This is a genomic window from Parasphingorhabdus sp. (genome assembly GCF_039982395.1).
Taxonomy (GTDB): Bacteria; Pseudomonadota; Alphaproteobacteria; order Sphingomonadales; family Sphingomonadaceae; genus Parasphingorhabdus.
Genome location: NZ_JBDWYO010000006.1, coordinates 59733 through 74334, shown reverse-complemented (window position 1 = coordinate 74334; position 14602 = coordinate 59733). Strand labels below are relative to the sequence as shown.

Sequence of the window (14602 nt, the reverse complement as noted above, 5' to 3'; positions counted from 1 at the left end):
ATCTGCGACAAGCAGAGACACACGTGCGTCGAATCGAAAGGTCGTTATGAATATTTCGGATTGCCACAATGTGAACGACTTCCGTGCGCTCGCAAAAAAACGCCTGCCCTTTCCGATATTTGACTATATTGATGGCGCGGCGGATGATGAAGTGACACGCCGACGCAATACCGATGCCTATGAACGGTGTGATCTGGTGCCCAATGTACTGACCGGTGTTGAGACCATGGACATGAGCACGACGGTGATGGGGCAGAAGCTGGCCATGCCGCTTTTCCTCTCTCCCACCGCCCTGCAACGCCTGTTTCACTGGCAGGGAGAACGCGCCGTTGCGCGGGCTGCGGAAAAATTTGGCACCTATTTTGGCATTTCGTCCCTCGGAACGGTGAGCATTGAGGAAATCGGTTCGACCATCAGCACGCCGAAAATGTTCCAACTCTATGTTCACAAGGACAAAGAGCTCAACCGGTCGATGGTCGAACGCTGCAAAGCGGCAAAATTCGACGCGCTCACGTTGACCGTGGATACGATAGTTGGCGGCAACCGGGAGCGCTGCTTGCGGTCCGGATTTACCAGCCCACCCAAAATCACGCCGACCAGCTTCTGGAGCTATGCTGCCAAACCAGCATGGGGATTGAACTATATGTTCCGCGACCGTTTCGAACTTTCCAATTTAAAGGATCATGTTTCCGAAGGCACAAGCGTTCCCAATAGCGTCGCCGACTATTTCACCAATATGCTCGACCAATCGCTCGATTGGGCCATGGCCGAAGAGATTGCGAAAGATTGGGGCGGAGAATTTTGCCTGAAAGGGATCATGTCCGTCGCCGATGCAAAGCGCGCGGTGGACATTGGCGCAACCGCCATCATGGTGTCCAACCATGGCGGACGGCAACTGGACGGATCGCGCGCGCCTTTCGATCAATTGGCAGAAATATGCGATGCGGTCGGCGACAAGCTTGATGTGATTTGCGATGGTGGCATCACCCGCGGCAGCCATGTTCTGAAAGCGCTGAGCGTCGGTGCAAAGGCCTGTTCGGGCGGACGGCTCTATCTATACGCGCTCGCCGCTGCCGGTCAGGGAGGGGTTGAGAGAATCCTCTCATTGCTACAAGCTGAGATTGAGCGCGATATGAAGCTCATGGGCGTCACGGCGGTCGACCAATTGAACCGCGAGAACCTCCGCTTTCGTTAGGCGGGCCAGAAAGGGGATGGAAATGAAAAAAACGAACCGCTGGATCGGACTATTGTTCGCCACTGTCATGATCGGATCACCTGCACTGGCGCAACAAGGCGCAAAAAAGGAATCCACTCTCGAAGAGGCAGGCGATAAGGTCACCGAACCATTTGATGGAAAAGAGATACCCCAAAAATTGAAGGATATTCGGGACAAGCCTTACTCCCTCAAAGCCATGGGCAGCTGTGCCGCCATCATCGCCGAAGTCAAAGCGCTCAATGCCGTATTGGGACCAGACGTCAACGAACGGGTTAGCAAAAGCAAGGCCAAGAAACGGCGCGATACCGCTGGCCGGGTTGCGGGTAGCGCAGTTGGCTCAATCATTCCCTTTGGCGGACTTATCGGAGAAGTAACCGGTGCCAATGCCGAGCGGCGGAGATATAATAAGGCGGTCTATGCCGGCACGGTCCGGCGTGGCTTTCTAAAAGGTGTAGGCCGCGAGCGGGGATGCAAAGCCCCTGCCCGACCTTAAGCCATTATTGAAAGGTTGCGACAAAAAACCATAGAGCAATGGCGGCCAGCATGATCGCAAAGCCTCGCCGGATCAAATTAGCATATGGCCCAGACGACAACCAACCATGGGCACGGCCGGCAAGCAGAACAATAGTGATGTGGATCAATGTAGCGATCGCCACATAGGCAATAGAAAGCTGGATCGTCTGCATCGCAACCGAACGATCTGCAACAATATGAACCGGAAGCACCCCTATAAAAAACAACGCGGCCTTAGGGTTTAACAAGTTTATAATTAGACCACGACGAAAATGCTTCGCCGGCGTCTCTCTCTTGTGGATCGCTGCCGGAGATACTTCCCGCTCTCCCATCCAGGCTTCCCATGCCAACCACAGCAAAAAAGCGGCCCCAGCGTAACGCAGAAAATTGAATATCAGTTCCGATGCCTGCGCCAATTGCGCCAGTCCTAAAGCCGATGCGGCGGCAATGATAGCCAGTCCCAGACCTATGCCAGCGGTCGCAGCAAAGCCAGCTCGCTTGCCCTCACTCGCGCTGAGTAAGGCCAGCCAGCCCATATTTGGGCCGGGAGTCAGTTCGACCAGCAGCACAACAAGCAGAAAGGATGGAAGCATGGGGGCTAGCATAGCCCAGATTGTATCCGGATTATGAAGAGAAACAAGAAGGATCAACGAGCAACAAACGTTGCCCGTCGCGATACTTCACGCTTTCACCAAATAAATCGAAATCAATAAACCCGTTTCTTCGGCTTCACATATTCCGCTTCGTCGGTCAGCGTATAATCATGGACCGGGCGATAGTCGATATCGACCTTGCCACCTTTGCCGCCCCAGCCTTCGAAGGTGGATGTCGTATGTTTCATCCATTCCTTGTCATTCCGGTCTTCATAATCTTCATGCATGTGAGCGCCGCGGCTTTCTTTGCGGTTGGCGGCACTTTTGATCGTGACCATTGCTTGGCTCATCAAATTGTCGAGTTCAAGCGTCTCGATCAGATCGGTGTTCCAGATCAAAGAGCGATCGGTGACGCCTACATCGGCCAATTTGGCGTTGACCTTGTCCATCGCTGCAACGCCTTCGTCGAGCAATTTATTGTCGCGGAACACAGCGGCGTGCGCCTGCATCGTCTTCTGCATTTCAAGGCGCAGGTCAGCCGTCGGCACCGGTCCGTCGGCATTGCGGAAATGATCCAATCGGGCCAGAGCCAGATCGGCTGCATCTGCAGGAAGAGGCTTGTGTGACTCGTTCGGCGTCAGTTTTTCTTTAAGCCGCAAACCGGTTGCGCGGCCAAAGACCACCAAATCGATCAGAGAGTTCGAACCCAGGCGGTTTGCACCGTGGACCGAAACACAGGCTGCTTCGCCAACAGAATAGAGGCCGGGAACAACCGCATCGGGATCATCCTTTGTCGGATTAATCACTTCACCATGATAGTTGCAGGGAATGCCGCCCATATTATAATGGACCGTCGGCACAACCGGCAGTGCTTCCCGTGTCAGGTCGACACCAGCAAAAATCTTACCGGTTTCAGTGATGCCGGGCAGCCGTTCGGCAAGCACTTCGGGCGCGATATGGTCGAGATGGAGATAGATATGATCCTTCTCCGGTCCGACGCCGCGGCCTTCGCGAATTTCTGTGGCCATGCAGCGCGAAACAACATCACGGCTGGCAAGATCCTTGGCGCTTGGCGCATAGCGTTCCATGAAACGCTCGCCTTCGCTGTTGGTCAGATAACCGCCTTCGCCGCGAGCACCTTCGGTAATCAATACGCCCGCACCATAAATGCCGGTCGGGTGAAACTGAACAAATTCCATATCCTGCAAAGGTAACCCCGCGCGCAGTACCATGCCGCCACCGTCACCAGTACATGTATGGGCAGAGGTCGCGCTAAAATAGCAGCGACCTGAACCGCCGGTTGCCAACACCACAGCATGGCTGCGGAACCGATGGATGGAACCGTCTTCCAGGCAAAGAGCGATCACGCCGCGACATTCGCCGTCTTCCATGATCAGGTCGATGGCGAAATATTCGATGAAGAAATCCGCGTCATATTTCAGACTCTGTTGATAGAGCGCGTGCAGCATGGCGTGGCCGGTACGGTCGGCGGCGGCGCAAGTCCGCTGGACCGGAGGTCCTTCACCCATATTCTGCATATGGCCACCAAACGGACGTTGATAGATCGTACCGTCTTCATTGCGCGAGAATGGCACACCGGCATGTTCCAGCTCATAAACCGCCTGCGGCGCTTCGCGCACGAGATATTCAATCGCATCCTGATCGCCGAGCCAGTCAGATCCCTTGACCGTGTCAAACATATGCCATTGCCAGTGGTCCGGGGTATTGTTGCCCAAAGACGCAGCAATACCGCCCTGCGCCGCAACCGTGTGCGACCGGGTCGGGAAGACTTTCGTGATACAGGCGGTTTTCAAGCCCGATTCAGCAGCGCCCATGGTGGCACGCAGGCCGGAGCCTCCGGCACCGACAACCACAGTGTCATAGGTGTGATCAATGATCTTATAAGCTGGCTGGGTGGATTCTTCAGTCATTATGCAACCACTCCGGTAAAGGCTATTTTCGCGACCGAGAAAATTCCCAGAGCCGCGCCGCCAATGGCGAAAAAGTTAAGGAGAACGATCAGGCCGAATTTCATGCCATGATCGGGAACATAATCCTCGATCAAAACCTGTAGGCCAATGCGTAGATGCCAGAAGATGCTAATTAGCATCAAGATCATCGGCACCGCGACCAATGGCGAAGACAGCCACTGGATCATCAAATCATGTTCAAAATTGGGAAGCCGGACGAGTGAAAAGATCAGCCACAAGACCAGAAGCAAATTGCTAACTGCGGTCACCCTCTGGACTATCCAGTGATGCGCGCCTTCTTGCGCCGATCCGAGGCCGCGTACCCGGCCGATATTGGTTCCTGAACCCATGTTCCGATTCCTAATCTATAAAAAATTCTTGCCTGCGATGTAGAGCCACATCGCAGCAGTGGTAAGGACAGCCGCCAAAGGCACGACAATCGACCACATTTTGTTTGTCTGAAGTTCGTAGCCCGCTCCGGCATCCATCACAAAATGGCGCAATCCAGAATATAAATGCTCAAAAAACGCAAAGCTCATGCCGACAAGAATAATATAACCCAGATAATAAGTGTGGAACCAACTGAGGTAATATTCGTAACTCTCTGGCCCGGCCGCAATGGCATAAAGCCACCAAACCATCAGCGGCACGCCGACAAGCGCCATGCCATCACCGGTCGCCCGATGAAGAATTGAGACCAGCATATGCGGACCCCATTTATATACCTGCAGATGCGGTGAAAGCGGTCTGTTCGATGATGAACCTGATGCGCCGGCCATGGTATTCCCCTGAACAATCTATCCGGATCGCGCCGGAGTCTTTGAAATCGAACCATTCTCTTAGCGAAAAGCGCGTCTCATGCAAACCGGATGCGCCCGATTTGGACAATTTAATAGTGCAAAAAGCCACCAGAACGATTCAAAGCAGGAAATATGCATCATCGATGGACGCGCGCGCGCTGTCGTTCTACGCAATCCAGCATGAGCAAAACAAAAAAACATATATTGGTGACCGGCGCCAGCCGTGGGATCGGGAAAGCTATCCTCGAATCACTGGATCAGAGCAATGTCACCATCGTTGGTCAAAGCACCACCGGAGCAGATGGCCTTATTCCGTCCGATTTCTCCCAACACGGCGCCGCGACTTCATTGTGGGAGCAAGCGCTAGACCAGTTAGATGGCCGCATCGATGTGCTGATCAACAATGCGGGAATTTTTGATCCCAATCCTCTTGCTAGCGATGATTGGCTAGCGAGCTGGAACCAAACGATGACAATCAATCTTTCGGCTTCCGCCGAACTGTGCCGCCTCGCCGTGCTGCATTTTCAAAAACGTACAGATACCGGACGGATCATCAATATTGCCAGCCGCGCCGCCTATCGCGGGGACAGCCCTGATCACTGGCATTATGCCGCATCAAAGGGCGGTATGGTGGCGATGACCAAGACGATTGCCCGAGCTTATGCCAAAGACGAGATATTGGCTTTCGCAATCTGTCCGGGCTTCACAATGACCGGCATGGCCGAGGATTATCTGGCTAGCCGCGGCGGTGACAAATTGCTGGCAGACATTCCTTTGGGACGCGTCGCCCAACCAGAGGAAATTGCGGAGATGGTGCGATGGTGCGCGCTGGACGCTCCGCCAAGCATGACCGGCGCCGTGCTGGATGCCAATGGCGCAAGTTTTGTGAGATGATTGCACGCGAACTTCTGGACACTGCTAAAATTCCGGGCGGCGATGAACTCAAGCTGTTTCGACGCGCGCTGAAAGGTGCCGATGAATATTCCATCATGCTGGGTCGCATCGAATTGATGAACAGCCGCCTGAGTGGATCAGAGCAAGCGCTCGCGACCCTCACCTGCGAACGCCTGACGGTCAAGAATCCGCGAATATTGATTGGTGGTTACGGCATGGGCTTTACGCTGCGCGCGGCCCTGTCCGTCTTGCCACCGCAGGCGAGCGCCGAAGTGGTTGAGCTGATTCCTGCCATTGTGAAATGGGCACAGGAACCGATGGTCGAGCTGTCCCAAAATTCTCTCAATGACAGTCGCGTGACCATCACCGTCGACGACGTCTGCGATGTCATCGATAAGGCAGACCGCGAATATGATGCTATATTGCTGGACGTCGACAACGGCCCTGATGGCCTGACCCATGAAGCCAATGACCGGCTTTACAGCATGGCCGGGCTGGCAAAAGCCAAGAAGGCGCTTCGCTCCAATGGCATAGTGGCGATCTGGTCGAGCGAAGGCGACACGAAGTTCACGTCGCGGCTGCACAAATCGGGCTTTGCCGTCGACGTAAAAACCGTGCCGGCCCGTGCGAATGGCAAAGGCGCGAAACATACGATCTGGCTGGCGCAGAAAACCGAGTAAAACGCCTATCGGCGCGCGTCTGCAGATCCGTCGCGCAATTCCTTAAATTCGGAACCCTTTTTCCACTCCGGCCATTGCTTGGAATAGGCTAGGCTATTGCCGATATCGAACATCACATTGATATCTTGCATCGCCCCCGCAAGGTCCCAATCCGGCGACCATGCATCGCAGGCGGCGTGGTAACAATTGCCCGTATAGTCATCGATCCACTTCTGCCCTGCTTTCCTGCCGCCTTCCACTAAATCAGACGCGCCGGCCAAACCCATCATCAAAAGCACCGGCACCCCGCGCTTGGCCAATGAAAAATGGTCGGCGCGGAAGAATAGACCCCGCTCGGGCAGGCTTTCTTCGGTGACCACACGCCCCTGCAGACCAGCGAATTTTGCCAAATCGTCTTCGAGCGTTCCCTGCCCCTTACCGACCAGAATGACATCCTTCGCTTTCCCGCCGGTTTGCAAGACATCAAGCGCCAGGTTGGCAACAGTTGTCTCCAACGGATAAACCGGAGACTGCGCATAGACTTCTGATCCCAGCAATCCCCGCTCTTCGGCAGCCCATGCGGCGATCACAATTGTCCGGTCCGGCTGCTCCATAGATTTGAACTTGCGGGCAATTTCCATGATACCGGCCATGCCCAGTGCATCATCATTAGCACCCGAGCGGTAGATATTCCCGTTTTCATCCGGGGGGCCTTCGCCATAGGCATCCCAATGCGCGCCAAAAATGATCGTCTCATCCGGTCGCGCTTTACCCGTAATCTTGCCGAAGACATTCTGGCTTTTAACAATTGACTGTTTCACCGGATAGGCGGCCGAAAATTCCGCTCCCAGCGCCACCGGCTTGAAACCCTTGGTCCGTGCAGCAACGCGCAATTTCGCCAAGTCCAGTCCTGCATCGTCAAAGAGACTCTCAGCAGCGCTGCCGCTTATCCATCCCTGCAAAGCCAGGCTGGTCATCTGGCCATCTGCCGAAACTGTTCCGTAATTCTCGCCCTGCGGACTTTCGATGACATTCCAGCCATAGCCAGCGGCTTCCGTTTCATGAATGATCAGGGCAGCCACGGCACCACGCCGCGATGCTTCTTCAAACTTATAGGTCCATCGTCCGTAATAAGTCATGGCCCTACCAGCAAACTCACCAGCGACATCTTCTTGAGAAGACGCTGCAAAATCTGGATCATTGACCAGAAAGACCGCGACCTTTCCTTTTAGATCCACGCCTTTAAAATCATCCCAGCCCCGTTCCGGTGCAGTCACGCCATAGCCTACGAAAACCATCTCCGCGTCACCGACAACGGCCCTGTCCTTGGGCTGCAGGGTCGACACATAAATGTCCTTGCCTGCATTCAAGTTGGTGGTCTCTCCGTTCATGGAGATCGAGAGCTTCTCGGGCTCACCAAGAACAGTATGCAGCAAGGGAACCGCCTGCGTCCATGTGCCGTCGACGCCGCCAGGTTCGAGGCCGAGCGCTTCGAACCGACCTATTAGATATCCGATGGTTCTATCTTCCCCCGCGGTGCCTGGCGCCCTGCCTTCGAACTGATCCAGAGTCATGGTCCGGACGGTCCGGGTGATTTCATCAGCGCTGATCTCTATCGATTGATCAGCGGACTGTGCATTAATCGGCGAAGCCATAGCCAAAGCGGCGGCGGAACATAGTGTGGCGGTGCGGCTGAAAAACAAAGCAAAACTCCCAAAGAACCCCTCATCGGGTCTAATATTAGCCTATCAGGCTCTATTTGCACGTGAAGTTTTTTACGCTATCTTTTGCACTAATGCGCTTGCTCCGCTAACGGCTCCCCATGCTCAATTTCAGCAATATAACTGTGCGCCTCGGCGGCACCGTGATCCTCGATGGTGCGACCGCTGCGCTGCCACCGGGCGCGCGCGTGGGAATGATTGGCCGCAATGGCGCAGGCAAGTCCACCTTGATGAAGGTCATTGCCGGCATTTTGGAGCCGGATGACGGCAGCGTCGACATGCCCAGGGGAGCGCGGCTCGGCTACATTGCGCAGGAAGCCCCTGCCGGCCAGGAGAGCCCGCTCGACACTGTACTGGCGGCGGATGTCGAACGGGCGAAACTGTTGGAGGAGGCGGACACTGCCACCGATCCGCAACGGATTGGCGAAATCCACGAGCGTCTGAATATGATCGAGGCGCACAGCGCTCCGGCCCGCGCGGCCAAAATCCTGATCGGGCTGGGCTTTGACGAGGACTCCCAACAGCAACCCATGGACAGTTTCTCCGGCGGTTGGCGGATGCGCGTGGCATTGGCCGCTCTATTGTTTTCGCAACCCGAAGTCTTGCTGCTTGATGAGCCTTCAAACCACCTCGACCTTGAAGCGACCTTATGGCTGGAGAATTTCCTGACCAGCTATCAAGCAACAATATTGGTGATCAGCCATGAACGCGATCTGCTGAACAATGTGGTCGATCATATTCTCCATCTGCAACATGGCACGACAACCCTCTATCCGGGCAGTTATGACGCGTTCGAGAAGCAGCGGGCCGAGCGGCAAGCGCAGCTCGCCTCCTCTCGCGAAAAGCAGATAGCCCAGCGAGAAAAGCTTGAATCCTTCGTGTCCCGCTGGGGAGCAAAAGCACATAGCGCCAAGCAGGCCCAGAGCCGGGTCAAAGCGCTCTCGCGTATGGAACCTATTGCCGCTGCGATTGACGATCCCTCGCTCAGCTTTCACTTCCCTAGCCCGGCAGAATTGAAGCCACCGCTGATCACGCTGGATGATGCATCGGTCGGCTATGGGGATAACATCATTCTGTCGGGATTGAATATGCGCCTCGATCCCGATGATCGGACCGCGCTGCTCGGACGGAACGGCAATGGCAAGACCACCCTCGCCCGATTGCTCGCCAGCCAGTTGGAACCCAAACAGGGCGCGATCAATAAGTCCGGCAAGCTGACCGTTGGTTATTTCACCCAATATCAAGTGGAGGAACTCGATACCACCGACACGCCGCTCGAACATATGACCCGCCTGATGAAGAGCGCCAAACCGGGCGCTGTGCGCGCGCAGCTTGGCCGGTTCGGTTTTTCCGGCGACAAGGCGACGATCAAAGTTGGCAAGCTGTCCGGCGGCGAACGGGCCCGCCTGGCACTGGCAATGATCACGCGGGATGCGCCGCATCTGCTGATCCTCGATGAGCCAACCAACCACCTTGATGTCGATGCCCGTGAAGCGCTGGTGCACGCGCTCAACGAATATAGCGGCGCTGTCATCTTGGTCAGCCATGATCGCCACATGCTCGAACTGACCGCTGATCGTCTGGTGATGGTCGACAGCGGCAAGGCAGAAGAATTTGCCGGATCGCTGAAAGACTATACCGATTTTGTTCTCGGCCGGAATCAACCTAGCGCTTCCGTCGGTAAATCCAGCGGTGGAAACCGCAAGGAAGAACGCCGCGCCGCAGCGGAACGACGCAAACAGCAGACCGAGTTGCGTAAGTCCGTTACAGCCGCGGAAAAGGAAATGAAAATTCTGGGGGACGAGCTATCAGCCATTGATCGCGCCATGTTCGATCCCGCATCTGCAGAGCCGAAACATGCCGATCTGACGATGACCGAGCTGATGAAGCTACGTGCGGAAATCCAGGACAAGCTCGACAAAGCGGAAACGCTTTGGATGGAAGCCAGTGACAAGTTGGAAAAAGAAAACGTCAATGCCTGATCGGCCGCATCTTTGACCCGCACATGGAAGGTCTCGCTCCCCTGCACTCGCGCCGAGGCGCAGGCGCTGACGGAAGATCAGCTTTTTGTGGCTTCCAGCGATACAACGCCAACGATTGTGGCCAGCGAGATTGACGTCAATCAGCCCGATCAATGGATGATCGACGTTTATTGTCAGGTCGAACCTGACCCCGAGTTGATCGAGAATCTTCGTCAACTGTCGCCCTCGGCCAAGGCGAGCAATTTCCAGCCTGTTGTGGAATTGCTGCCGGACGAAGATTGGGTCACCCTAAGCCAGCAAGGCCTCGACCCGCTTCGCGCCGGTCGCTTTCATGTTCACACGTCGACTGACCAGCCATCTGAAGACCCCAAGCTCATCAATATATGCATCAATGCCGGACAAGCTTTTGGGACCGGTCATCATGAGACAACAATGGGTTGCCTGCAAAGCCTCGACCGGTTGAAGCGAACTGGTCACAGGTTTCGCAATATTGCCGATATTGGGACAGGTACCGGCCTATTGGCCTTTGCCTCCCATCATCTCTGGCAGGGCGCCAAAATCATCGCCAGCGATATTGACCCGATTGCGGTGAACGTAACCGAAGCAAACTGCCACCAAAATGCAATAGGATTGGGCCATAGTCGGGGCCAAGTCCGTCTGGTTCAAAGCAATGGCCTCGATCACCCCGCGTTAAAGCGACGGGCGCCGTTCGACCTCATCATTGCCAATATACTGGCCGGTCCGCTAGTGGCACTGGCACCGCAAATCGCCGCTGCAGCTGGGACCGGGACCGCCTTGCTGATCGCCGGATTGCTCAGCCGTCAAAAAGCCGAAGTGGTGCGTGCGTATGCCCGTGAAGGGTTTCGTCTCAGACACACGCGCCTCGAGAACGAATGGCCTTGCTTGACCCTCGTGAAATCCAGAAAATATGGTTGGACCCCGACACGCAAGAAGATGAAGTCTCCCCTCGCATCCGACTATTTCGGCGAATGCTAAAAGGGCGATCAGCGCCGTCGCTAGCGCTATCAAATAATCTTGGCTTCACCGGACTGGGAGAGCGCGTAGCTCTGCGTCCCCTTGGTCAGCACGACATCACCTTCCGCAATCTCTGCGATCTTGATGTCGGGCTGTTCGGCGATACGATCGTAGACCGGCTTGAAGTCGGTCTCGACGGTAACCCGCAATAGTTCATCGAGACCGGGGATAACAAAGTAATTCTGCTGATAGTCGTCAATCCGATACTCGGTGCGCAAAACACGCTCTAGATCGAACATGATCCGGTTGGGACTGGGATCGTCGAGCGCGAATAGGCTCTCGCCATAGCTGGAAACAATGCCCGCGCCATAGATTCGCAAGCCCTCGGCCTCTTGGATCAACCCAAATTCCACCGTATACCAATAGAGCCGCGCCAATTGCTTCAACGTACCATATTTCAGCGCCCGCAGGCCACCACGGCCATAAGCCGCCATATAGTCTCCGAAACGTTGATCCGCGAGCATGGGGACATGACCAAATACATCGTGAAAAATATCCGGTTCTTTCAGGTAGTCGAGCTGGTCTCGTTTCCGGATGAAATTGCCACAAACGAAGCGCCGGTTGGCTAGATGGTCAAAGAACACATCGTCCGGAACAAGTCCCGGAACAGCCACGACCTGCCATCCGGTGGCATCCATCAAAGTCCGGTTGAGTTCCGTAAAATCCGGAATACCCGGTTGCGACAGATTCAAGATGTCGATGCCGTTGAGAAAAGCCTGCGCCGCCCTGCCCGGCAACATCTTCTGTTGCCTGGCGAACAAGATATCCCATGTTTCATGGTCTTCCGCTGAATAGCTTTGCCAGTCCTGGTCAATCGTCCAGTCGGCATTTGCGTGCGCGGGCGGCTTGTCATAGACATGGCTGTCGGGATCGGGGGCGCTGAACATGAATCCATCCTACAGCAGAAAAGGTTTCAATGGCAACTTTAGCGAATAAATGTTTGAAACGCTGCGGTTTTGCGCTGATGGCACTAATAGCATTATACCTGCTCGCCGCACTCACGGGGAGCCTATTTCCCGCCAACCAGAATTGGAAGAGCCCCGAAGATGGTATAGAATTGTTCATTGAAACCAATGGGGTACACACGGGCATCATCATGCCGATATGGAGCGACACCCACGACTGGACGCCTTTGCTCCGCCCCGAACATCTCTCTGATCCGTCGCTTTACGGCAGTCATATTTTGGTCGGCTGGGGTCATGAAGGCGTTTATCGCCACACCCGCGAGTGGACAGACTTACGGATCGGCGATGCGCTCAGCGCGGTTTTTGGCAGCGAAGAGGTACTTATCCACGTCTATCACCTGAAATTTCCACAGGCTTATCCCCATTATCGCCGCAGCCTAAAAGTCAGCGAGGCGGAATATCGGAGAATCGCGGCCGCGATTGAAACAAGATTTGCCCTTGATCATCAGCAACATTCTCAACCATCGCCCGGCTATGGCCGGTATGACCTCTTCTACCAGTCAAACGGCCACTATAGCGCTTTCAATACGTGCAACAACTGGACGAACGACATCCTGAAACAAGCCGGAGTCCGAACGGGCCACTGGACGCCGTTTCAGGGCGGCGTGATGCGCTGGTTTCCCGAGCGACAGGAATAGATCTCTAGGATGCTAGAACAGCGCGAAGGGCAGTTCCGTCGCGGATCGTAACAACCCCATATCCCGGCTCAACAATAGCCGATGTGTGCAATGTGCTCATGGCCTTTCCGAGCGACACACGGGAAACACCAAGCAGATCTGCCAAATCCTGCTGGGTGGCCATGATCTCGGCGCCATCTTGCTGATCCCCGCACAATTGGAGCAGCGCCTGCGCCAGTCTTTGGAGAACCGTTAGGTTCCGACTGGATTCGATCAGATTGATCGCCTCTTGCACTGTGAGCGCCATGGTTTTGAGCAGCAATCGGGTGATCGCCGGATCGGAATTCATCAGGCTTGCAAGTTCATTATCCCCAATCCGGATCAAGGTGCAATCACCCCCTGCAATGGCATCCACGGTTCGGGAGAACTCTCCCATGAAGGCAAGTTCGCCAAAGGTCTCGCCCGCACCGATCAGCGTAAACAGGGTCAATCGTCCATCGATGCCATAGCGTCCAATCTGCACCGAACCGGTCTCGACATACCAAAATTCATTTGCAGCATCACCACGTTGCTGAATGATTTGTCCTTTGGTGAAAGAACGCGCTTGTCCCCGGCTCAGCAGGTTCCGGCGAACCGCTTCCGGAAGCCCTGCCACAAAGCCCGTGCCAGCCATAGGAGAAGGCACCTTCATGATAAAACCATAGAATGATAACTAGTTTGCATTTACCAATGGCTACATCCGCTATCAGAATCCTGCAAGCAATCTTGTGGGAGAGAAAACATGCGGCCTGAGATTCTATCGATCCTGGGAATATTCTTAGTCTTCGGACTTCTGGAATTATTCCGCACGCATCTGTTTAGCAAGCCGGATCAAACCCGCGACGATGCGCTAGTCGAGATAATCGGTTCCTTCGTGTTGCTCGTCATCACACAGCCAAGCATCATCATTGCCGCCCAATTTCTGCTCGGCAGCGTGGCGCCACAATGGCAAGGTGCCTTGACCGGTATTCCCCTGATCGCAGCCATCGGCCTGTTCCTGGTCTTTGATGATATGATGCAATATTTCTGGCATCGGCTATCGCACAGCGTCCCGTTTCTCTACAATCTGCACCGCTCGCACCATAATGCGAAATATATGAGCGTGCGGTTGGTCTACCGGAATAATATCTTCTATTATCTCACCATGCCCAGCATTTGGCTGTCCGGCGCGCTCATCTATCTGGGGCTCGGATGGGTCTATGTTGGCTATATCATCGTAAAAATGGCGGTTATTGTGGGCGCGCATAGCGATGTCGCCTGGGATGCACCGCTTTACAAAATCAAATGGCTTTCGCCGGTCATGTGGGTCGTGGAACGCACGATATCGACACCCGCAACGCACCATGCTCATCATGGCCGGCATGTGAGTGACGGCGTGACCAATTACAAAGGCAATTTTGGGAATCTGCTTTTCTTTTGGGACGTCTTGTTCGGCACCGCAAAAATCACCCGCCGCTACCCCGACAGCTACGGCGTTGAAAACCTTGCCCCCGCGACCTTGGGTCAGCAACTGGCTTGGCCGATCTTTCCGGAGAATAAGAAAGGCGGCCACGGCGTAAGAGAGTTGGCAGCGCTAGAGGCGGCCTCAAAGGTTTAAA

At 54.9% G+C, this 14602-nt stretch carries 15 protein-coding genes; 8 read left to right on the top strand and 7 right to left on the bottom strand.

Annotation, left to right across the window (positions count from 1 at the left end):
- Window positions 1-46: 46 nt before the first annotated feature.
- Together ABJV08_RS10485 and ABJV08_RS10480 are read left to right on the top strand one after the other, a co-directional pair.
- The gene (locus ABJV08_RS10485) at window positions 47-1195 is read left to right on the top strand and encodes an alpha-hydroxy acid oxidase (protein WP_348039436.1); all 1149 of its coding nucleotides are present in this window, start codon (window positions 47-49) and stop codon (window positions 1193-1195) included.
- Between the two features lie 22 nt (window positions 1196-1217).
- Window positions 1218-1709 carry a hypothetical protein gene (locus ABJV08_RS10480; protein WP_348039435.1) on the top strand — a complete coding sequence of 164 codons (492 nt, stop codon included), beginning with the start codon at window positions 1218-1220 and terminating at the stop codon, window positions 1707-1709.
- 4 nt (window positions 1710-1713) lie between these two features.
- On the opposite strand, the gene ABJV08_RS10475 is transcribed toward ABJV08_RS10480, so the two are convergent.
- The 4 genes from ABJV08_RS10475 to sdhC form a co-directional block, all read right to left on the bottom strand.
- Window positions 1714-2334 (bottom strand): LysE family translocator, encoded by a 621-nt coding sequence (locus tag ABJV08_RS10475; protein WP_348039434.1) that lies wholly within the window; start codon window positions 2332-2334, stop codon window positions 1714-1716.
- Between the two features lie 101 nt (window positions 2335-2435).
- A complete protein-coding gene (gene sdhA, locus ABJV08_RS10470) occupies window positions 2436-4253 on the bottom strand; it encodes a succinate dehydrogenase flavoprotein subunit (RefSeq protein WP_348039433.1) in 1818 nt (605 codons plus the stop codon).
- Window positions 4253-4642, bottom strand: a complete 390-nt coding sequence (gene sdhD, locus ABJV08_RS10465; RefSeq protein ID WP_348039432.1) for a succinate dehydrogenase, hydrophobic membrane anchor protein — start codon at window positions 4640-4642, stop codon at window positions 4253-4255. Before sdhD ends, sdhA begins: the two co-directional genes overlap by 1 nt.
- 15 nt (window positions 4643-4657) lie before the next feature.
- Complete coding sequence (sdhC, locus tag ABJV08_RS10460) at window positions 4658-5071, bottom strand: succinate dehydrogenase, cytochrome b556 subunit (RefSeq protein WP_348039431.1); 414 nt, start codon at window positions 5069-5071, stop codon at window positions 4658-4660.
- Window positions 5072-5272: 201 nt separating this feature from the next.
- Here sdhC and ABJV08_RS10455 point away from each other — a divergent pair, with 201 nt between their 5' ends.
- Both ABJV08_RS10455 and ABJV08_RS10450 read left to right on the top strand, forming a co-directional pair.
- Window positions 5273-5986, top strand: coding sequence for an SDR family oxidoreductase (locus tag ABJV08_RS10455; protein WP_348039430.1), 714 nt, complete (start codon window positions 5273-5275; stop codon window positions 5984-5986).
- Complete coding sequence (locus ABJV08_RS10450) at window positions 5983-6666, top strand: spermidine synthase (RefSeq protein ID WP_348039429.1); 684 nt, start codon at window positions 5983-5985, stop codon at window positions 6664-6666. Before ABJV08_RS10455 ends, ABJV08_RS10450 begins: the two co-directional genes overlap by 4 nt.
- Before the next feature lie 5 nt (window positions 6667-6671).
- Here the strand turns inward: ABJV08_RS10450 and ABJV08_RS10445 are convergent, their stop codons facing one another.
- Window positions 6672-8300, bottom strand: a complete 1629-nt coding sequence (locus tag ABJV08_RS10445) for a M28 family metallopeptidase (RefSeq protein WP_348039428.1) — start codon at window positions 8298-8300, stop codon at window positions 6672-6674.
- A gap of 167 nt (window positions 8301-8467) precedes the next feature.
- Here ABJV08_RS10445 and ABJV08_RS10440 point away from each other — a divergent pair, with 167 nt between their 5' ends.
- Complete coding sequence (locus tag ABJV08_RS10440) at window positions 8468-10348, top strand: ABC-F family ATP-binding cassette domain-containing protein (protein WP_348039427.1); 1881 nt, start codon at window positions 8468-8470, stop codon at window positions 10346-10348.
- A 12-nt stretch (window positions 10349-10360) separates the two neighbouring features.
- Window positions 10361-11344, top strand: coding sequence for a 50S ribosomal protein L11 methyltransferase (locus ABJV08_RS10435; protein WP_348039426.1), 984 nt, complete (start codon window positions 10361-10363; stop codon window positions 11342-11344).
- A 29-nt stretch (window positions 11345-11373) separates the two neighbouring features.
- Here ABJV08_RS10435 and phhA read toward each other — a convergent pair whose 3' ends face one another.
- On the bottom strand, window positions 11374-12270 hold the full coding sequence (gene phhA / locus ABJV08_RS10430) for a phenylalanine 4-monooxygenase (protein ID WP_348039425.1): 897 nt from the start codon (window positions 12268-12270) through the stop codon (window positions 11374-11376).
- 77 nt (window positions 12271-12347) lie between these two features.
- Here phhA and ABJV08_RS10425 point away from each other — a divergent pair, with 77 nt between their 5' ends.
- On the top strand, window positions 12348-12986 hold the full coding sequence (locus tag ABJV08_RS10425) for a TIGR02117 family protein (RefSeq protein WP_348039424.1): 639 nt from the start codon (window positions 12348-12350) through the stop codon (window positions 12984-12986).
- Between the two features lie 4 nt (window positions 12987-12990).
- Here the strand turns inward: ABJV08_RS10425 and ABJV08_RS10420 are convergent, their stop codons facing one another.
- Window positions 12991-13656, bottom strand: a complete 666-nt coding sequence (locus tag ABJV08_RS10420; RefSeq protein ID WP_348039423.1) for a Crp/Fnr family transcriptional regulator — start codon at window positions 13654-13656, stop codon at window positions 12991-12993.
- 90 nt (window positions 13657-13746) lie between these two features.
- Here ABJV08_RS10420 and ABJV08_RS10415 point away from each other — a divergent pair, with 90 nt between their 5' ends.
- Complete coding sequence (locus tag ABJV08_RS10415; RefSeq protein WP_348039422.1) at window positions 13747-14601, top strand: sterol desaturase family protein; 855 nt, start codon at window positions 13747-13749, stop codon at window positions 14599-14601.
- The last annotated feature ends 1 nt before the right edge of the window (window position 14602 follow it).